The 19,440-nt window shown below is 71.7% G+C and carries 16 protein-coding genes and 2 pseudogenes; 7 read left to right on the top strand and 11 right to left on the bottom strand.

The window, feature by feature from the left end; translation table 11 throughout:
* Positions 1-173: 173 nt before the first annotated feature.
* The 4 genes from ACIPTO_RS04040 to ACIPTO_RS04055 all read right to left on the bottom strand — a co-directional run bounded on the left by ACIPTO_RS04040 (position 174) and on the right by ACIPTO_RS04055 (position 4,139).
* A complete protein-coding gene (locus ACIPTO_RS04040; RefSeq protein ID WP_401189306.1) occupies positions 174-1,142 on the bottom strand; it encodes a phosphotransferase family protein in 969 nt (322 codons plus the stop codon).
* A gap of 43 nt (positions 1,143-1,185) precedes the next feature.
* Complete coding sequence (locus ACIPTO_RS04045; protein ID WP_401189307.1) at positions 1,186-2,313, bottom strand: M24 family metallopeptidase; 1,128 nt, start codon at positions 2,311-2,313, stop codon at positions 1,186-1,188.
* 177 nt (positions 2,314-2,490) lie between these two features.
* Positions 2,491-3,075, bottom strand: a complete 585-nt coding sequence (locus tag ACIPTO_RS04050) for a PDZ domain-containing protein (protein ID WP_401189309.1) — start codon at positions 3,073-3,075, stop codon at positions 2,491-2,493.
* A 197-nt stretch (positions 3,076-3,272) separates the two neighbouring features.
* Positions 3,273-4,139: a LysR family transcriptional regulator gene (locus tag ACIPTO_RS04055; RefSeq protein WP_401189311.1), complete on the bottom strand. Its 867-nt coding sequence runs from the start codon at positions 4,137-4,139 to the stop codon at positions 3,273-3,275.
* A gap of 117 nt (positions 4,140-4,256) precedes the next feature.
* Here ACIPTO_RS04055 and ACIPTO_RS04060 point away from each other — a divergent pair.
* Positions 4,257-4,970 (top strand): annotated as a pseudogene (locus tag ACIPTO_RS04060) (hypothetical protein); the annotation flags it as partial.
* Between the two features lie 229 nt (positions 4,971-5,199).
* Positions 5,200-6,732, top strand: coding sequence for a hypothetical protein (locus tag ACIPTO_RS04065; RefSeq protein ID WP_401189313.1), 1,533 nt, complete (start codon positions 5,200-5,202; stop codon positions 6,730-6,732).
* 41 nt (positions 6,733-6,773) lie between these two features.
* Here ACIPTO_RS04065 and cyc2 read toward each other — a convergent pair whose 3' ends face one another.
* The gene (gene cyc2, locus ACIPTO_RS04070) at positions 6,774-8,927 is read right to left on the bottom strand and encodes a germacradienol/geosmin synthase Cyc2 (RefSeq protein ID WP_401189315.1); all 2,154 of its coding nucleotides are present in this window, start codon (positions 8,925-8,927) and stop codon (positions 6,774-6,776) included.
* 168 nt (positions 8,928-9,095) lie between these two features.
* Here cyc2 and ACIPTO_RS04075 point away from each other — a divergent pair, with 168 nt between their 5' ends.
* Complete coding sequence (locus tag ACIPTO_RS04075) at positions 9,096-10,343, top strand: endonuclease/exonuclease/phosphatase family protein (RefSeq protein ID WP_401189317.1); 1,248 nt, start codon at positions 9,096-9,098, stop codon at positions 10,341-10,343.
* A 56-nt stretch (positions 10,344-10,399) separates the two neighbouring features.
* Here ACIPTO_RS04075 and ACIPTO_RS04080 read toward each other — a convergent pair whose 3' ends face one another.
* The 3 genes and pseudogenes from ACIPTO_RS04080 to ACIPTO_RS04090 all read right to left on the bottom strand — a co-directional run.
* The gene (locus tag ACIPTO_RS04080) at positions 10,400-11,575 is read right to left on the bottom strand and encodes a damage-control phosphatase ARMT1 family protein (protein ID WP_401189319.1); all 1,176 of its coding nucleotides are present in this window, start codon (positions 11,573-11,575) and stop codon (positions 10,400-10,402) included.
* A gap of 22 nt (positions 11,576-11,597) precedes the next feature.
* On the bottom strand, positions 11,598-12,245 hold the full coding sequence (locus ACIPTO_RS04085; protein WP_401189321.1) for a ScbR family autoregulator-binding transcription factor: 648 nt from the start codon (positions 12,243-12,245) through the stop codon (positions 11,598-11,600).
* Positions 12,246-12,581: 336 nt separating this feature from the next.
* Positions 12,582-14,060, bottom strand: a pseudogene (locus ACIPTO_RS04090) (S8 family peptidase); the annotation flags it as partial.
* A gap of 304 nt (positions 14,061-14,364) precedes the next feature.
* On the opposite strand from ACIPTO_RS04090, the gene ACIPTO_RS04095 reads away from it, so the two are divergent.
* The gene (locus ACIPTO_RS04095; RefSeq protein WP_401189322.1) at positions 14,365-15,315 is read left to right on the top strand and encodes a lytic polysaccharide monooxygenase; all 951 of its coding nucleotides are present in this window, start codon (positions 14,365-14,367) and stop codon (positions 15,313-15,315) included.
* Positions 15,316-15,384: 69 nt separating this feature from the next.
* Here the strand turns inward: ACIPTO_RS04095 and ACIPTO_RS04100 are convergent, their stop codons facing one another.
* Entirely contained in the window at positions 15,385-16,038 is a 654-nt protein-coding gene (locus ACIPTO_RS04100) for a Tat pathway signal sequence domain protein (protein WP_401189324.1), read from the bottom strand.
* Between the two features lie 695 nt (positions 16,039-16,733).
* Between ACIPTO_RS04100 and ACIPTO_RS04105 the strand changes: the two genes are divergently transcribed.
* Both ACIPTO_RS04105 and ACIPTO_RS04110 read left to right on the top strand, forming a co-directional pair.
* Entirely contained in the window at positions 16,734-17,417 is a 684-nt protein-coding gene (locus tag ACIPTO_RS04105) for a DUF6230 family protein (RefSeq protein ID WP_366312135.1), read from the top strand.
* Entirely contained in the window at positions 17,417-17,857 is a 441-nt protein-coding gene (locus ACIPTO_RS04110) for a DUF6114 domain-containing protein (RefSeq protein ID WP_401189326.1), read from the top strand. The genes ACIPTO_RS04105 and ACIPTO_RS04110 overlap by 1 nt, the downstream gene beginning before the upstream one ends.
* 66 nt (positions 17,858-17,923) lie before the next feature.
* On the opposite strand, the gene tatA is transcribed toward ACIPTO_RS04110, so the two are convergent.
* Together tatA and ACIPTO_RS04120 are read right to left on the bottom strand one after the other, a co-directional pair.
* Positions 17,924-18,166, bottom strand: coding sequence for a Sec-independent protein translocase subunit TatA (gene tatA, locus ACIPTO_RS04115; RefSeq protein WP_366312139.1), 243 nt, complete (start codon positions 18,164-18,166; stop codon positions 17,924-17,926).
* A 130-nt stretch (positions 18,167-18,296) separates the two neighbouring features.
* Complete coding sequence (locus ACIPTO_RS04120) at positions 18,297-18,653, bottom strand: ArsR/SmtB family transcription factor (protein WP_401189328.1); 357 nt, start codon at positions 18,651-18,653, stop codon at positions 18,297-18,299.
* Positions 18,654-18,813: 160 nt separating this feature from the next.
* Here ACIPTO_RS04120 and ACIPTO_RS04125 point away from each other — a divergent pair, with 160 nt between their 5' ends.
* The gene (locus tag ACIPTO_RS04125) at positions 18,814-19,269 is read left to right on the top strand and encodes a TerB family tellurite resistance protein (RefSeq protein ID WP_366312143.1); all 456 of its coding nucleotides are present in this window, start codon (positions 18,814-18,816) and stop codon (positions 19,267-19,269) included.
* Positions 19,270-19,440 lie beyond the last annotated feature (171 nt).

Raw genomic sequence — 19,440 nt, forward strand, 5'->3', positions numbered from 1 at the left:
CTTGCGCGAGCGTTTGCGGACGGCCGCGCAAACGCTCGCGCAGTCGTCTGGGTGGGGCCGCGCGCAAACGCTCGCGTAAGCGTTTGCGCGCGGACCACGCAAGCGCTGGCGCAATCCTTTACGCAAACGCTTGCGTAAAGGATTGCGCAGACGCTTGCGCAAGCGTTTACGTCCTAGAGTTCCGCGTCTTGGTGCCCGTGCCCGGTCCCGGCCCCGCCCGCGTCCCGCAGCTCTGTCACCCGTTCCAGCAGGATCGCCTCCCAGGTGCGTCGGAGCTGGGTCCTGAGGAGTGGCAGGGGGCCGGTGTCGCGGCCCTTGAGGTGGTCCGCGAGGCGGATGACGGTGTCGCAGCGGGCGAGCCAGAGGCCGCGCAGGCAGGGGCGGGCGCCGTAGCCGGCGAGGGTCGCGGCGCGTACGGCGGCGGGGGAACCGACCGCCAGGGCGAGCCCGGCGATGTCCTCGGCGGGGTCGCCGACGACCGCGTCGGTCCAGTCCAGGACTCCGCGGACGCGGCCGTCGGCGCTGACCACCAGGTGTTCGCCCTTGAGGTCGTGGTGGACGAGGACGGCGGTACCGGACTGCGCGGCGAGCTGGACCGCGCCGGGCGGGGTCAGCTGGTGGAGGCGGGCGGGGTCGAACTCGTCGGCGGCGGCGAGCCGTTCGGCGGCCCGCTCGGCGGCGCGGCGCAGCGACTCCAGGGAGCGTGGCGCGGTGCGCGGGACACCGAGTGTCTCGGCCTGCCGGGCGGGCACCTCGCGCAGCCCGGTGAGCAGTCCGGCGAGGTCGGCCTCGCCGACGGCGGAGACGTCCTGGTCCTCGCCGGAACGCCCGGGCACCTTGGTGTCCAGCGTGTAGGTGAGCCCGGGCGCCCACTCGCCGTACGCCACGCTCGTCGGGACCGCGACCGGGAGGGTCGGCCGCACGAGGTCGCGCAGGCGCAGTTCACGGCGCTGGCGCAGGGCGGCCTCGCGGTTCGGGGCGAGGCGCAGCACATGGCGGGAGCCGACCCACCAGGTGGCGTGCTCGCCGCCCTCGGCGACGGGCCGGATCTCGGGTCCTGCACCGTCGGCCGCACTGTCCTTGAGCAGGGTGCGGACCAGTTGTCGGACGGTGTCCGCGGTGGGTGTCGGTTCCTGGGTCATGGTCGCGCCGTCGCCGTTCGGGGGTCGGGGCTCCTGGTCGTCGTCAGTCCACCAGGGCCATCTCTCGGGCCGTGTTGTTGAGCCGGCGACCGCCGTCCTCGGTCACCGTGACGATGTCCTCGATACGTACCCCGAAGCGGCCGGGCAGATAGATGCCGGGCTCCACGGAGAAGCACATACCGGGCACGAGGGGCTGTTCCTCGCCCTCGATCATGTACGGCGGCTCGTGCGTGGTGACGCCGATGCCGTGGCCGGTGCGGTGGATGAAGTAGGGGCCGTACCCGGCGGAGTCGATGACCGCGCGGGCGGCGCGGTCGACCTCCTGGCAGGCGACCCCGGGGCGTACCGCGCGGAAGCCGGCCTCCTGGGCCTCGCGGACGAGGTCGTGGACGCGCTGCTCCTCGTCGCTGGGTTCGCCGACGTGGACCGTGCGCGAGGTGTCGGAGCCGTAGCCGTCCTTGAGGCCGCCGAAGTCGAGGACGATCATGTCCCCCTGCTGGATGACACGGTCGCCCACCTCGTGGTGCGGGTTGGCTCCGTTGGGACCCGAGGCGACGATCGTGAAGTCGACCTGGGAGTGCCCGAACTGCCGCAGCAGATCGGCGAGATCGGCCCCGACGTCGGACTCGCGACGGCCGGCGAAGGGAACCTTCCGGATCTCCTCGTACGTTGCGTCTGCGGCGGCGCCGGCCGCCGCCATGAGGTCCAGTTCGGCCGCGTCCTTGACGGCACGCAGCATGGGCAGCGCGTCGGTGAGGGAGGCGTAGGTGGTGTCGGGCAGCGTCTTCTGCAGACCGAGCAGGTGCATGGACCAGGCGTTGTCGCTGATCCCGAAGCGGCCCGTGGCGTCGAGGAGCGCGGCGGTGGCGGCGTAGGGGTCCTTGCCGTCGGTCCAGTCGCGCAGGGTGAGGGCGTCGGCTCCGGCCGCCTTCGCGGCGTCGGGGGCCTCCAGGGTGGGGACGACGAGGACCGGGGAGCGTCCGGGCGCCAGGACGAGGACGGTGAGCCGTTCGGTGATCGCCGTGGGCGCGTAGCCGGTGAGCCACACGAGGTCCGGTCCCGGAGCCACCAGCAGTCCCGCGAGACCGGCGTCGGCGGCGGCCCGGGCGGCGCGGTCCATGCGGGCCCTGTAGTCGTCGGCGGTGAAGGGCGCGGGCGGGCTACCGGTCATGCAGGGCCTCCGAGAGCGGACGAAAGGGAGCTACGGTCAGCATCCTGCCCGCACCCGGGAGGCCACGCGAGCCGATCGCCCGCTCTTTCCGTCCCGGACGAGGTCGCGACGCCGGCTCTCCTGGGCGATGCGCACGCCCGGGAGCGGCGGCACGCCTCCGGAGACCTGCTCCAGGCGTCAGAGGACGTACCCGGGGACCACGGTGAACTGCTGGAAGCCGCCGCTGCGATGGCGGACCGTGACGGTGACCTCGTCCCCGGGGCGGGCGTGCGCGACGGCCCGGGCCAGGTCGGCGGCGGAGTCGACGCGGTCGCCGCCGAAGGTGAGCAGTACGTCGCCGCGGATCAGACCAGCGGTGTAACCGGGCCCCGGCATATGGACGCCGACGATCAGGGCGCCCGCCTTCTCGGCGTCCACCGCCTCCACACCGAGGGTCGCGGCGGCGGCCGTGGACGACGGTGTCGGCGCAGGACTCCCGGAGGCTGCGGGCTTGCCGGACGACTCCGCCGCGGGCCCCGGTCGACGGCCCGCCTGGCGTTGCGTCTCGGCGAGTTTGTTCATGCCGATCACGGTGGCGCCGACCGTGCCGAGGCCGACCCCGGACAGCACCAGGACGGTCCCCACGAACACGCTGAACAGCAGGGTGATGAGCCGTCGGCCGCGGCGCCGCGCGGCGTGCGGGCGCCGTGGCCCGCCCGGCCTGGTGCCGTCGCCGGGTTCCTGACCGGGCATCGGCTTGGGACGCAACGCAGTCTGTTCCATGGATCGCCTCCGGCAGATGCTCTACCCGGCGCACCGGCGCCCGACGTGCCACGAACGAGTGAGACTGACCGGCGGTCAGGGCAGGGAACCGGAGGGGAACAGAGGGAAGCTGCGGGCAGCGCGACGGCGGGAGCGCGAGCCGACGGCAGCACACGCGCGCGTGGCCCTTCACCTCGGCGTCGTCGATGTCGTCGCCCTCATCCTCGTTCCACCAGCCGCCCCGCCAAGCGCGCCGCCGCTCCCTGCGGCGCGCCCCCGTACACCAGTTCCGTACGGTGCACGACGCGCGGTTCCGTCAGTGGGACGGCGACCGCGCCGGGCACCCCCGTGGCCGCCGAGCGGGGCAGCAGGGTCAGGCCGTGGCCCGCCGCGGCGAGGGACGTGAGGACGCGGACGTCGGTGCCGTCGTAGCGCAGGGCAGGGCGGAAGGCGCCGCCGCCGTTCGCCGCGCGGAGCCGGGCGAGGGGTACGCCCGCGTCGGGGGCGTCGAGCCAGCGGGCGGCGGCGAGGTCGCCGAGGCGCAGGGCGGGGCGGCCGGCCAGGGGATGCGTGTCGGGGAGCACGACGCAGACGGGTTCCTCGGCGACGCCGTGGGTGGTCAGCGGGGCCACGTCGGGCAGCCGTAGCGGGTCGCTGGGGGCCGCGATCCCGTCGACCAGGCCGAGGTCCGCGGTGCCGGTGGCGACCGCGACCGGCACCTCGTCCCGGGTGAGGACACGGAGCGTCACGCCCGCGCGCGGGAGGGCGTTCAGGACGCGGGGCCCGAGCGCGGTCGGTGCGGTGGCGAGGGTGAGCCCGCGTTCGGGGGCGGCGGCCATCCGGACGACGTCCGCGCGGGCGGCGTCCAGGCGCAGCAGCAGCGGGCCCGCGTGTTCGAGGAGCCGCTCGCCCGCCGTCGTGGGCGTGACGGGGCGGCGGGTGAGCAGCGGGGCGCCGAGGTCCTGTTCCAGGGCGGCGATGTGCTGGGACACCGCGGACTGGGTGTAGCCCAGCTCGCGCGCGGCCTCCGAGAAGGAGGCGAGCCTGGCCACGGTGACGTACGTACGCAGGAGGTGCGGGTCCATGCGGGACAGGATGCCGCACGGAAGAGGCTCTCCACGCACCTTGCATCAGCTCTGCTTATCGGAGGTCCAGAAATCATCGTTGGACGTGAACAACGGGCCGCGCCCAGGATGAAGGCCATGACGAACTCCGCAGCTCGGACCGCCCGTATCGCCCTGGTCGGCGACCGCTCCCCCAACGTCGTCTCGCACACCCGCCTGCCGCTCATCCTCGACGCCCTCGCCGAGCACGACCGGCTCGTCCTCGACGCCTACTGGATCCCGTCCGAGGACGCGGAGGCGGCGGACGCGGTGCGCGGGTTCGACGCCGTGTGGGTGCTGCCGGGCAGCCCCTACCGCAGCGAGGCGGGCGTGCTGTCCGCGATCCGTACCGCGCGCGTGGAGGGCATTCCGTTCCTGGGCACCTGCGGTGGTTTCCAGCACGCGCTGCTGGAGTACGCCCGTGACGTGTGCGGGCTGACCCGGGTCGCGCACGCCGAGAACGACCCCGACGCCGACGACCTCCTCATCGAACCGCTCGCCTGCTCCCTCGTCGGCCACGAGTCCGCCGTCACGATCGAACCGGGATCGCTCGCCGAGTCGTCCATCGGTTCGGAGCGCACGGTCGAGCGCTACTTCTGCTCCTACGGCCCGACCCGCCATCTCGACACCCTGCGCGCGCACGGCCTGCGCTTCTCGGGCCACGACGAGGACGGCCACGTCCGGATCGCCGAACTCCCCGGCCATCCCTTCTTCCTGGCCACCCTCTTCCAGCCCGAACTGTCCGGCGACGGCTCCCGCCCGCACCCGGTGGTCCGGGCCCTGGCACGGGCGGCGGTGGACCACGCGGGGCGGAACCAGGAAGCGACCGTCCGACCGCGCGCAGCCCTGTCGGCCGGCACGACCGCCGGAACCGGAGACCAGACTCCCGGAACCGGAGAAACGAGTGCCGTCGCCGGAGAAACGAGTGCCGGCGCCGGAGAACAGACTCCCGACACCGGAGAGCCGAACCGCCGGCGCCGGAGAACCATCCGCGTTCTGCCTCCCGACCCCGTTGTCAGTGCCGCCTGTTACGTTCTGTGACATGACCGATCACGCTCTGCGGCTGCTCCGGCAGCACGCGCATCTGGCCGAACTGGCCGCGTCCGTCTTCGACTTCGACCTGGACCGGGCCGACCACGTCGAGCCGGTGCGGCTGGCCTCGGGCGGCCCGCTGCGTCCGGTCGCGGGCGACGGGTCGGGCGGTACGTACTTCGTGTGCGCGGACGGTTCCGTGCTGTACGCCGATTCCGAGGGCTCGGCCGGGATCATCGGCTCCAGTGTCGACGAGGCGCTGGAGACGGTGATCGGTCTGCCGTGCTGGCGCGACCATGTGGACCTGTCCCCGGCCGACGGCCCGGAGCGGATCATGGCCCGGGTGGCGGAGGCGGAGGAGGAGTTCCGCGAGGACCACGGCATCGACGAGGCCGGGGCCGGACTCCGCGCCGCCCTGGGCCTGCCCGAGCGCTCCCCCGTCGAGCTGGTCGGCATGCTGCACACCGCCCTGCTGCGCACCGAGCCCGACTTCCTGCTTCTGAACGCCGAGGAGGGCTGCGCCTACAGCCTGCTGGACCGCACCCCCCGCCGCCCCCTGTGGGAGCCCGTGCTCGCGGCGGGGCGGACGGATCTCGCGGCGCTGCGCGCGGGCGACCGCACGGCGTGGGACGCGACGGCCGTGGACCCCGTACGGCGTCGACTCGCGCTGCGGGCCGCGCAGTTCGACCGCGCGGACGGCGATCTGGAGCTGCTGCGGCACCTGGTCCGCCATGAGGCGGAGTCGTCGATGACGGACGAACTGCGGCTGGCCGCCGTGCTGGTGGGGCTGCGGGGGCACGCCGAGGACCTGCCGTTGCTCGACGAGGTGCGGGGCACGGACTTCGACACGGCGTGCGGGCTGAGCGAGATGCCGGGTCCCGACGCGGACGGCGCGGCCCTGCGGGAGTGGGCCGTGGGCCTGGACGAGTCGCTCTTCGGTACGGACCCGTCCGACGAACCCCTCTCCACCTGGACCGAGTTGGCGGCCGACCAGGGGCTCGTCGAGCTGGCCAGGACGGCCCTGATCCGCAGACTGGACGAGATCGAGCTGGATCAGAGCAGCCTGCGGCGGCAGGGCGCCCCGAAGGCCCTCGACCCGTCTCCCCTGTGGACGCTGGCCCATGAGCTGGAGCAACTGGGCGACCGGGTCCAGGCGTTGCGCGCCCAGCGTCTGTACACCGCGCTCCAGGACACGGCATGGAATCGCGTCTCCGCCCTGCTCACACAGGCCCGCCTGGAGCGCGAGACGGGTCACCTTGGGCAAGCAGAGCGGTCGTTGACCCGACTGCGGGGCCTCCTCGCCGACCCCGCCGACGACTCCCTCCGGCACTGGCAGCGGGTGAACCTCGGCCGTTTCATCGCAGCGGAGCACTACACCCTCACCCGCGCCCTGGCCGACGTGAACCTCACGGAGGAGGCCCGCGCGACCCTGGCCGCCGCCGAGGAGATACGCGGCGAGCTCTCGGGGGCCGCCGCGACGGCCGTACGAGAGCTCGCCGTCGAGGTCGCCGAGCGGGTGGCGGACGCGCGGGATCCGGACTGAGCGGCTGTCCCGGCGAGCCCGGGGCTCGGTTCGGCGGAGGGTCAGCCGAACCGCAGTGCGGGCACGCGATCCGGTACGAACCCGTGCGACCGGCTCGCCAGATGCTCGGCCTTGTACCGGTCGACCTGGCTGTGCCAGTTCAGGATGCCCGCCATCCAGTGCTGGAGGTCGGTCACATAGCCCTTCATGATCTCGCGGGCCTCGTCCGAGAGGCCGAAGTCGTCGTAGACGATGGGCAGTTCGTTCGCGGCGACGTGTTCGAACTGGCGCATGCGCTGGGTCATCAGGTCGTGGATGACGCCGAGTGCGGTCGGGTAGTCGATGCCGAAGAAGTTCTGGACGACAAGGATGGCGTTGTGGACCTCGCCCTCGTACTCGATCTCCTTCTGGTAGGAGAAGACGTCGTTGAGGAGGCAGGCGTAGTCGATGGCCGCGTTCTCCAGGGCGCGGACGGGACCGGTGCGGTAGACCTCGGGCGGCACCTTCGGGCCGTGGCCCATGCGGCACATGCTGAGGGTGAGGTCGGAGCCGAAGGTGGCGCGGCGCATCTCCAGGTAGTCGATCGGGTCGGGGATGCGGTGCTGGATCTGGTTGGACAGCTCCCAGACCCAGCTCTCGGTCATCGTGTTGATCGCGGTCTTCAGGATGCGCCTGTCGTCCACGGGCATCTCGGCGGTGGTGAGGGCCCACAGGTCGACGAGTCCGCGTTCCATGGCGTTGACCGGCACGATGACCGCCGGTCCCTCGATGGGCATGCAGTCGGAGAGGCGGGCCGTGGTGACGCGGGCGGCGGCGAGGTCGCCACGGACGCCGTAGACGAGGGGGTAGTAGTCGTCGCCGTAGGTCCCCCAGGCCAGCCAGCGGGAGCTGAGGTCGAGGGCCGCCTCGGTGGCGTCGGGGTCGATGCCGGCGGAGCAGAGCGGGAGGTCGGCGGCGGCGAGTTTCCCCTCGTCCCAGACGCCCTCCTGGAGGATGCCCATGGCGTGCGCCCAGTCGACGAGGCGGTGGCGGGCGCCATCCAGGTGCGGGCTCAGTTCGACCGTGAACGGCATGTAGAAGTCGGGGAGCAGGGAGGGGCCGACCTTCTGGAAGGGCACGTGGGTGTAGGCGCGCAGCCGTTCGGCGCCGGCCGAGGCGAGCAGGGCGCCGACGTCGGCGGCGGAGGTGCCGATGCCGGTCGGGCCGTTCAACGGCGAGTCGTCCAGGGCGCCTTCGTTCATGTAGCGGCTGGATCGCAGATGCCATTCGTGGCCGCCGGACTGCCAGTCCTGCAGACCTTGGGCGTAGGCGGCCACCGCCCTGACCTCGTCCGGGGTGAGACCTTTCTCCAGGGCCACGGCGGGCACTTCGGTGAGCGCGGTGTGCTCGAACTGGTGGAGTCGCGAGGTCAGCACGTCGTTGACGGTGTCGGCGGCCTCCTGGGTGGTGCAGCCGAAGAAGGACTCCAGGACGAGCACGCCGTTGCTCAGCTCGCCCTCGTCCTCGACCTCCCGCTGGTAGGAGAAGAGGTCGTTGCGCAGGTGGACGCCGTCGGAGAAGGTCTCCATCAGCACCCGCAGCGGTCGCTCCTCGGCGACGGAGGCGGGCACTTCGGCGGTCGCGTACTCGACGAGCCCCGCCGACCAGGGCGCCCCGCCGACCTTGCGGCGCATCTCGATGTACTCGACGGGGTTGGCGACCCGCCCCTCGTTGATGTTGGACAGCTCCCAGAGGGACTCGTTGAGCAGGTGCTCGGTGGAGACGGCGAAGCGGCGGCGCCAGTCGACGGACATCGAGGGGACCGTGCGCGCCCACAGGTCGGCGAGCCCCGCCTCGACCGGATTCTCCGGCTCGGGTACGGGGGTCGCCAGGTCGAGCGGCATGAACAGCGGCAGCCGGTCCAGGTAGGCCTTGCCGCCCGCGCGGTCCTGGCTGCGCTTGAAGGTCTCCAGGAAGTGGTCGTCGAAGAAGAACACCCACACGTACCAGTCGGTGATCAGCGACAGGGCGGGCCCGTCGCAGTCGGGGTGGGTGTAGGCGCAGAGCAGGCCGTAGTCGTGCGCGTCGAGGTCGGCCTGCTCCCAGATCCCGGAGCCTTCCAGCATGCCCATCTCGCGCGCCCAGACGGAGGAGTGGGCGCGGGCCTCGTCCAGGTGCGGGTTGAGGCGCGCGGGATACGGCATGTAGAAGTGCGGGAGTTCGAACGGCTGCGTCATGGCCGGGCCCTACCCGTGGCCCTCAACACCCATCCCGGGCAGGGGACATGATCACACCATCGCGTGAATCGCCGGTGAACCCATGCGTTCCGGCGGCCTCTTGTGACGTTCACTTCTACGCGCGCAGACTACGGGGGTTCACGTGTCCCCTCCATGGCCGGAGTCCCGATGAACCACTCCCGAACCTTCTCCCGCCGCGCCACGCTGGCCTCGCTGGCCGGGGCGGCGCTGGCCGGTACCGCCACGATCCGCGCGTCGGCATCCGGGCAGCACGGGCGGTACGGGCGGACCGTGCGGTTCGCCACGTTCAACGCCTCGCTGAACCGCGGCACCGAGGGCGCGCTGGTCACGGATCTGTCGACTCCGGACAACGCCCAGGCGCGCAACGTCGCCGAAACCATCCAGCGGGTGAACCCCGACATCCTGCTGATCAACGAGTTCGACTACATCGCGGGCGGCGCGGCGGTCCGCCTGTTCGTCGACAACTACCTGTCCCGGGGGCAGCGCGGCGCCCGCCCGATCCACTTCCCGCACCACTTCACCGGCCCGGTGAACACGGGCGTCCCCTCGGGCGTCGACCTCGACGGGAAGAACGGCGTGGTGACGACGCCGGGTTCGGACGCGTACGGCCAGGACGCCTTCGGCTACGGCTTCTTCCCGGGCCAGTACGGCATGGTCGTGCTCTCCAAGTTCCCGGTCGACACCCGCGCGGTGCGCACCTTCCAGCACTTCCTGTGGAAGGACATGCCGGGCAACGTGATCCCGCCGGACTACTACAGCGACGCGGCCCGCGCGGTCCTGCGGCTGTCCTCGAAGAGCCACTGGGACGTGCCGGTCCGGCTCGGCCACGAGACCGTGCACTTCCTGGTCTCGCACCCGACACCGCCGAGCTTCGACGGCCCGGAGGACCGCAACGGCCGCCGCAACCACGACGAGATCCGCCTGTGGGCCGACTACATCGGCGGCCACTCCCGCAGCGCCTACCTCTACGACGACAAGGGCGTCCGGGGCGGGCTGCGGCCGGGCTCGCGGTTCGTGATCGCGGGCGACCAGAACGCCGATCCGTACGACGGCGACAGCTACGACCACGCCGTGCTCCAGCTCCTCGACCACCCGGCGATCCACCTCCCCGCGAAGCCGCCGGCCAGCGCGGGCGGGGTCGAGGCCGCGAAGCTCCAGGGCGGCGCGAACACCGGCCAGCTCGGCGACCCGGCCTACGACACGGCCGACTTCGGCGACACGACGCCGGGCAATCTGCGCGTGGACCACGTCCTGCCGTCCAGGGGTCTGCTCCCCGGCCGCAACGGAGTCTTCTGGCCGACCTCGGACGACCCGCTCCACCGCCTGGTCGGCGACGGCACGACGGTCGTCACCTCCGACCACCGGATGGTGTGGCAGGACGTCCGGCTGGCCTGACACCGCGCCGGAGCCGAGCGCGCCGCCGCGCCCGGTTCGGCGGCCACCGGCATCGTCTACACGCCCCGCACCTGGATCAGCGCATGCGTACCCCCGGTACGCCAGCGCTGCCCCTCCGCCTCGTCCAGCGCGGTCTCCGTGCGGGCGTCGAGACCGGTGATCACATCGGACTTCAGGGTGCGCAGCGCGGCCACCGGACCGGGGAAGAAGGCGGTGACGTCCGCGAACGGTGTCGTCGGCGGCCACCGCCGATCGCCCACCAGGCGGCGGTAGTTGAGGTCGCCCTTCACGATCGTCAGGGTGGCGGCGGCGAACTCGGCGCGGAGGTCGGCGGGCATGTCGGCGTACGGCAGCGGGGCGCAGGAGAAGGGGTGGGCGCGCACAGTGAGGCGGCCGTCCGCCATGGCCGACCAGAGGCCGCGGCCGTACGTCGCCGCCGCACCGGGCGCGGCGACGAGCCGGTGCAGGGCGTCGACGACGTCGGCGGTCGTGGCGTCGGAGACGTAGTACGGATGCGGCTTGATGTGCAACACCGCGCGCTCGATGCGCCGTTGGTCCAGGAGGTGGGCCAACAGGAGGAGATCGGGGATGAGTTCGCGGCCCGCGTTGTCGGCGACGAGGCACAGCGTGCCGGAGAGGAGCGACCACAGCCGTTCGCTGTCGTCGGCGACCAGGGCCGGCACCGGGGCCTGTGCCGCCGACTCCGCTCCGGCCGCCGAGAGGCGGAAGCCGAGGTCGGCGCGGTTGCCCCAGAGGGAGCCGTGCAGCAGGGAGTTGGCGCGTTCCTCGGGTGAGCTGTCCGCCAGCGCGTCGAGTGCGGCGAGTTCCTGGTCCGTCTCGGGGGCGTCGAGTTCGGCGCGCTTGAAGGGGCGGAACGGGTCGATGCCCTGCCAGGCGCCGGGTTCGAAGTAGCCGACGGCGTGCAGGAGTTGGCGGTAGAAGTAGCTCTCGGACCAGAGCCAGGGCACGTCGTACCAGGACTGTCCGGCGTACCGGTCGGTGCCCCACGCCGCCCATCGGTCATGGTCGGGGGCGTCGCGAGGGAGGGGTTCGATCGTGCCTTCGGTGCAGTTCTTCAGGAGGGCGTCGAGGGCGCGGTGCTGCTCGGGGCCGTAGGGGAAGGCGTCGCGTACCTGGTGGATGATCGCGGGGTGCCGTTCGGCCAGCACGCTGCGGGGGAACGAGCCGGGCTCGTCGCCGAGGATCACGGGCGCGGCGGGGGTGTCGGGCATGCGGCTCACCGTACCGGGCGGGTCAGTCGGCTTCGATCTCCCGCTCCAGGCGCGCGGCGAGGCTGAGATAGCGGGCGCGGCGCGGGACGGGGACCAGGCCGCGGATGACGAGGTGCCACATCTGGGTCGTCCGGCGCGGCTGTAAGGCGACCGGTTCGAGGGTGCGGCCGAGGACGCGCATGCCCACGAAGAGGCCGACGAGGGTGCGGGCCATGGCGTCCACGTCGGTGTCGGGGTGTGCGTCGGCTTCGGCGACGGCGCCCGCGAGTTTGCGGGAGGCCAGGTCCAGCCACTCGGTGAAGGGGTGCGGCACCGGGGGCCGTACGTCGATCTCCCCGGCGGCGAGCCGGAGTCCGGCGCGCGGGATGGGGCCCTCGACGGCGAGGCGTGTCATGCCGAACGTGACACGTATCAACGTCTCCAGTGAGGAGTACCCCTTGCTGTCCATCTCCTCGGCCATCTGGCGCGAGGCCTTGGCCTGCATCTCCAGGATGGTGTGGGCCAGGTCCTCCTTGGCCGCGAAGTGGAAGTACAGGGCACCCTTGGTGACCTGGGCTTGGTCGACGATGTCGCTCAGGCTGGTGGATTCATAGCCCTGCCGGTCGAAGAGCTCGGCGGCGGCCGTGATGATCGTCGTGCGGGTCTGTTCGGCCCGTAGCTGCCTCACCATCGACTGAAACACTCCCGATGAAGGAAAAACAACGGCCCATGCCGTTTTTTCTTACCCCCTGTACACAGTAGCTCACCCTGTGGCGGCGTCGACCTTGCACCCGAAGACCACCAACACCCCTCACGTTCCCATCACTTGCATCTCTGTGTCACCCGTGTCCCGACTCTTGACCACTTTCGGTGGCTGTGTCACGTGTCAGCGCCGTTTCCCGGCCAAACAGCGGACCGACCGGCCCGGCCGGACGCCTTCGTGAACGCGCCCCGTCCTACGGGTCAGTCGGTCTGTTTCCGTGTTTCCCCTGTACGACCAGGGGTGTTACGGGAAGATGCGCTACGAACCGGCGCGCACGGCCCGGACCGTCCTGGCCGCGTCCGCGAGCCCGGCACCGCAGCCGCCGGAGCAACGGCCGGGCAGGGCACGGGCGTTCGCCTTGATGACCGATTCGATCCGGGCCGGGGTCAGCGCCGGGTCGGCCGACTTCATCAGCGCGACCAGGCCCGCGACGCGCGCGGCGGCCATGCTGGTGCCCCGGTAGGAGGCGTACGGCTCGGTGGACGGCGTCCCACTGCCGGATTTCGGCGCGGAGCGGACGCCGTCGGCGACTCCGGTGCCGGCCTGGTCGCCGGGGGCCGAGACGTCCACGCCGGAGCCGTAGTCGGAGGAGGACGCCCTCGCCCCGGCGCGGTCGGTGGCGGCGACGGAGATGACGTCGTCGCAGTTGCCCGGGGAGTGGTTCGCGACGTTGTCGCCGTCGTTCCCGGCGGCCACGACGACCGTGGTGCCGCGGTGCACGGCGGCGGTGATCGCGCTCTGGGTGGCCGGGGTGCAGGCGCCGTCGCCGCCCAGGCTCATGGTGACGACCTGGGCGGTGTCGGCGTTGGCGGGCACTCCGGAGACGCTGCCGCCGGACGCCCAGGTGAGGGCGTCGATGATGTCGGAGTCGTAGCCGCCGCACGTGCCGAGGACGCGCAGCGGGGAGATCTTCGCGCCGTGGGCGATCCCCGCGATGCCTCTGCCGTTGCCGGTGACCGCGGCCACGGTGCCCGCGACATGGGTGCCGTGCCAGGAGGAGGGGCCGGCCGGGACGCCCGCGCCGCACTCGTTCGCGGCGTGGTGGTCGCCGGGGTCGGCCGGGTTGCCGTCGCGGCCGTCGCCGTCGCCCGACACGGCGGTGTCGGAGATGAAGTCGTAACCGGCGACGATGGTCGCGGCGAGGTCGGAGTGGCTGACGTAGCCGGTGTCGAGGACGGCGACGGTGACCCCGCTGCCGGCCGAAGTCGGCCGCGCGGCGGGCGCGTTCGTCCCGGCTGTCGTCCCGAAGTGGTCCCGCCGCCTGCCGTACCCGGTGTCGTTCGGGTCGGCCTGCGGGGTGTTCAACCGGTCGGGTACGACGTAGGAGACCCGCGGGTCGGATCTGAACTCGGCGATGACGTCGGCGACTTCGGTGGTGCTGCGGGCGTCGCCGAGGCCGACGAGGGCGGCGCCGGTGCCGAGGCGGCGCTCGAAGTCGACGCGCTCGCCGGCCGCTTCCCCCTTGGCGGAGGCGTCGGCCTCGGCCGCGCGGTTCGAACTCGCCTCGGCGGCGCCGGACGTGTAGCCGACGATGAGGCGTTCGGCGAGCGTGCCGGGCGCGGACTCGGTCTGTCCCGGCAGAGTCGGCACGGCGGCCCGGACAGGGGGCTCCTGGGCGACGGCCGCCGAGGTCGCGGCCGTGACGAGGAGCGCCGCGGAGACCGCGGCGACGGAGATCAGGGCCCGTCCGGCGGGAGACGCCGTGGGAGTGCGCAAGGGCTTGCCTTTCGTGACTGACTCCATGCGGCGCGGAGCGGCTGTCGATGCGCTTCGCCGTCGAAGCGGTGGGGGGTCGAGCCGAGAGCGCCGGGCGCGGGCGGCGGTGACAGGGGTCGCCCATGGGTCAGCCGTGGTCAAACGATAGGCAAAGGGAGGGCCATGGGGATACGGGGGAAACCCTCGATCGGGCCGGAACCCACCCCCGACTGTCGGGCGGTCGACCGGGAACGTCCTGGTTCACGGCGAGGGGGCGGACTGAACACGCCGGGCCTCGTTCCCGTATTGCACGAACAGACCGTTGCCGCCCCCGGCCGAGGAGACGTTCCGGATGTCCCGGATGACCGCACACCGCACCGCCATGGCGGGCGCCGCCCTGGCCCCGCTGCTGCTCACCGTCTGGGCGGCCGGTCCGGCGCAGGCGCACGGCGCGCCGACCTATCCGGTGAGCCGTGTCTACGCCTGCTCGCCGCAGGGCGGCAGCCAGGCAGGCTCGGCCGCGTGCAAGGCGGCGGTCGCCGCGAACGGGGCGCCGTTCACCTACTGGGACAACCTCCGTGTCCCCGACATCAACGGCCAGGACCGCCGGCTGATCCCCGACGGGAAGCTGTGCAGCGGTGGACTCGCCGCCTACAAGGGGCTCGATCTCGCCCGCACCGACTGGCCGGCCACCCGTCTGACCCCGGGGGCGAAGCTGACGATGACGTACGCGTCGACGATCGCGCACACGGGCACGTTCAAGCTGTACCTGACGAAGGCGGGTTACGACCCCGCGAAGCCGCTGACCTGGTCCGATCTGCCGACGACACCGTTCGCCGAGGTCAAGGACCCGCCGCTGACGGGCGGCGCGTACCGTATCGGCGCGACGCTGCCGACGGGCCGCACCGGGCGCCAGCTCATCTACACCATCTGGCAGAACAGCAGCACGGAGGACACCTACTACTCGTGCTCGGACGTGGTGTTCCCGGGCGGTGCCACCGCCGCCACGCCCTCGTCCGCCTCCTCCGCGGGGAAGGCCGCCTCGAAGGGCACGTCGGCGAGCCCGTCGTCGTCGGCGGTCAAGTCGCCTACTGCGGCGAGCAGTTCGGCGAAGGCCCCGGCTTCCGCCACCGCGCAGAAGGCGTCTCCCGCCGAGGAGAGCACCGCGCCGGGCACCAGTCCGGTGGCGTCCGACACCGACGCGTCCGGCGGTCCTTCGGCGCCCATGATGGCGGGCGGCGCCGCCGCGGTGCTGGTGCTCACCGGGGGCGCCGCCCTGGCCCTGCGACTGCGCCGACGCTGAACTCGGCGCGCACAGGCTCTACTTGCTACGTGACGTGCTACGTGGCCGGAACTCCTCGGCCCGTTTCTCTCAGTTGGTGTAGACCGCCGCGCCGCCGTCCGTCACCGGGGCGTACTTCGCGGTGAAGTAGCCGGCGCTGAAGCAGAGGGACGAGCCGGAGGTCTTGGTGAAGGCCTGGCTGACGAAGTTGATGCTGGTGTCGGTGTTGCTGGACGTGCCGCTCAGGCTGGGCGCCTGGTACACACAGGTGATGCTGCCCAGCAGGGTGGACAGCTTGACGGTGGTCTGGATGGTGGAGCCGCTGGCCGGGGTGACCGTCAGGGTGCCGTCCGAGACCGCCGCCGTGCTGTAGGGCAGGTTGTCGACGGTGATGCTGGTGACACCGGTGACGCCGAGGACGTTGCTGGTGCAGCTGCTGCTGGTGAAGGTCTGCCCGGAGACGGACTCGGTGGCGGTGCCCGGCGCGGTCGGGTTGTCGGTGACGGTCGCGGTGAACTGCGACGAGGTGCACTTGATGCCGCTGGTGCCGGTCGCGCTCGAGTACAGGGTGGCGGAGGTGCCGGAGGCCAGCGGCGCGGTGAGGACGTCGCCGACCGCGACGGCCGGACCGCCGAGGCTGCCGGTGGTGAGCACGGCGGTGCCGTCCGCCGAGGCCGGGACGCTGAAGGGGAGGGTGAGCGCGGCGACGGAGCCGACGAGGGTGAGGACGGAGCGAGTACGCATGCGGGTGTACCTCTTCTTCCGAAGTGGACGGTCGAACCCTGGGGGTTCTCCGGGGGGTGGGGGAACTGAGGGTCGGGGGCGCGAGTTCGCCGCCGCCCGGCTTGTGCGCGTCGCCGCCGCCGGCCCGTCACGCCTTCTCCGTACGCGACGGACCAACAGCGGCGGTCGGCCGGTGACCGGCCGGAGGCCCGCGGGGGTTGGGGGTCTCCGGCCGGGCCGGGGCGGTGGGGCGGACGGCACGGACCAGGGGGAAGCGGCCGTGCCGAGCCGCGGGGTTCGGACTCTGAGGGGGCGTCAACTGCCCCTGCGGAAAGGGAAGTCCGGGAACGCGGCTCCTGCCGCGCGGCGGGATCCGGCGCCACGGATCCCGCGAACAAGGGAGAGTTGTAGACCTGAGTGTCCGTCAACGTCAAGAGATTCAGGGCAAGTTGATGTACAAGTCGAGGGCGCGTCGAGGGGCGGGAAAGGCTTGCCTCACAGGTGGGGCATCATCAACACTCTTTTTTCACAACTCCCTTGACCCTTCAATGTAACCCCCGGTAACTTCCTGGACGGCTACTGCTGCGTAACCTGAAAGCCCTTGCACCCGCCGGGAGTTGTGAGGAGGGCTGCGCCGCACCCGCTGTCCGCGCCAGGACGACGCGCCATCTCGAATCCGACCCGCGTTGAACCAGAGCAGCACATTGGGAGCAGACATGGCTTCACCCTCGGACGCCACCCCGTCCAACGGAAACACCCCTGAGCAGCCGGAAAGCGGTTCCGCACCGGAGAGCACCGGGGGGACCGAGCGACGCGGTCAGGTCCGACTGCGCCGTGCCGCGATCATGGCGGTGCCGGCCACCCTGGCCGCCGCGACCCTCGCGGTGCTTACCGCCCAGGGCGCGCTGGGGGTGCAGTTCTCCATCTCCGGCATGCCGTTCACGGTCACCGCCAAGTCGATGGACGGGACCGGCTTCGAGCAGTTCGGCGACCTGGACAACATGATCCCGGACAGCCCGAACGCGGGCGACACCGGCGGCCAGGAGCTGATCGTCACCTCCGCCATCAAGAACGCCACGCTGGACAGCCTCTGCCAGAGCGTCGACCTGGGCGGCATCAACCTGCTGATCAAGGCGGGCAGCGGAGCGACGAAGGTGACGGCGACCGACCTGACGACGGACTCGACGGAGATGTCGGGCAACGCGTCCTTCAACAACATCGAGATCGGCAACGACGCCAGCACGCTCACCAAGGCGGGGGTGCAGGGCAAGAAGGGCGTCTTCAGCCAGCAGGCCGACACCGTGCACATCGACAACCTGCGGCAGACCAACTACGCGACCACGGCAGGCGTGTTCAAGCTGCCGGGCCTCAAGCTCAGCTTCAGCGACTCGGGTTGCTGATGTCGGACGACCTGTCACGGCAGGGGATGCGGCCCGCCTTCCGAGGGTGGCGGGCCCGCCGCCCGTTCTGGGGCGGGCTGCTGCTCGCCCTGGGCGGGGCGGAGATCCTGGTCACGGAGAAGGTGTCGCTCAAGGTCGCGATGCACATCGGGATGCAGGGCATGACCGGCTATCTGCTGCCCGTGGTGATGGTGCTCTGCGGACTGCTGATCCTCTTCAGCCCGGGCCAGCGCCTCTTCTACTCGCTCGTCGGGATCCTGTGCAGCCTCGGCAGCTGGCTCACCTCGAACCTCGGCGGCTTCTTCGTGGGGCTGCTGCTGGGCATCGTCGGCAGCTGCATGACGTTCGGCTGGCTGCCGGACCAGGAGCCGCGCTCGGAGCGCAGGCGCCGCAAGCGCGAGGCGAAGAGCACGACGACATCACTCCAGCAGCAGGCCTGACGAACCCTTCGGCCCCGGCGATCGCCGGGGCTCGACGCGTTCCGCCCCGCGTCGCGCTCGGCGGGGTCAGTGGGCGGTCGCCGGTGGTTCCGCGGCGGTGGCCACCGGGGACTCCGTCACGGTGGTGTGCACCGTGCCCGGCTCCCCCGTGCCGCTCTCCTCCTTCATGGCCTTCGCCTCGCTCTTGAGGATGCGCATGGACTTGCCCAGTCCGCGGGCCGCCTCCGGGAGCTTCTTCGAGCCGAACAGCAGGATGGCCAGGGTCACCACGATCAGCAGGTGCCATGGTTCGAGTCCGTTGCGGAGCATGACCTCGCCTCTCTTCTCTTCACCGAAAACAGTTGCTATGTTGCGCAACTGTACAACCCGGAGGTGGCGGACAGACCCCCAGGACCCGGCCGTCATCGGGCATGGAGGGGCCGTGCCCGTGGGAGCGGTGTCAGAGTCCGCGGAGGCGGGGCACGGGCAGGTCGGTCCGGTCGGCGCGGGCGCCGAGGCGGGTGACCGCGAGCCGCACGACGTCGACCACGTCGGGGTCGTCGACGAAGTACACCTGGTGGCGTCCCTCGCGGCGGGCCCGGACCAGTCCGGCGAGCCGCAGCTTGGTGAGGTGCTGGCTGACCGCGGGCAGCGCGCCGCCGACCCGCGCCGCGAGCCCGGTGACATCGCTCTCGCCCTGGGCCAGCGCCCACACGATGTGCAGCCGCGCGGGCGAGGCCAGCAGGCCGAAGGCCGCGGCGGCGTCCGCGAGCACCTCGGCGGACGGGTCGTCGGAACCGCTGCCGGCTGCCGTCACCGTCGTCGCCTCCCGCCCTGGCCGGTCCTTCGCACGGACCGCACCAGTCTAGGCGGCCGGAACTTCTCCCCGGTGCGGGGAGTTTCCACGGTGCTTGCAGACAGGGCGGTGCGGACGGACGACCGGTGCGTGCCGCCCACCTACTACACCTGGAGTTCGCATGGCCCTGTGGGACCGCTTCAAGGAGTCCGCGTCGACGATGCAGACCCAGCTCGTCGCCAAGAAGAACGACCTGAAGAGCGGGGCCTTCCGCGACGCGAGCATGGCGATGTGCGCGCTCGTCGCCGCCGCCGACGGATCGGTCGACCCGTCCGAGCGGCAGCGCGTCGCCCAGCTCATCGCGAGCAACGAAGTGCTGAAGAACTTCGACGCGACGGACCTCCAGCGCCGCTTCGACGAGAACCTGAACAAGCTGACGGCCGACTTCGCGTTCGGCAAGGTGAGCGTGTTGCAGGAGGTCGGCAAGGCGAAGAAGAAGCCCGCCGAGGCGCGTGCGGTGATCCAGATCGGCATCGTGATCGGCGGCGCCGACGGCGACTTCGACAAGACCGAGCAGGCCGTGGTCCGCGAGGCGTGCTTCGCCCTCGACCTCCCGCCGCACGAGTTCGACCTCTGACCGGCCGTCGATACCGACGTCCGGGACACTTCACCGTCTGCTCTTATGTAACCTTCACATCCTCGGCAACTCCTGTGCGGCGTCGCGATGATCACGATGCGGCAGCAACAACTCACTCCATGTCGCTGCTCACTTGACTACCAGCGGTCACACACGATTGGCTCCGGCTCA

Origin of the sequence: Streptomyces sp. NPDC090083 (assembly GCF_044747445.1) — a bacterium.
Classification (GTDB): domain Bacteria; phylum Actinomycetota; class Actinomycetes; order Streptomycetales; family Streptomycetaceae; genus Streptomyces.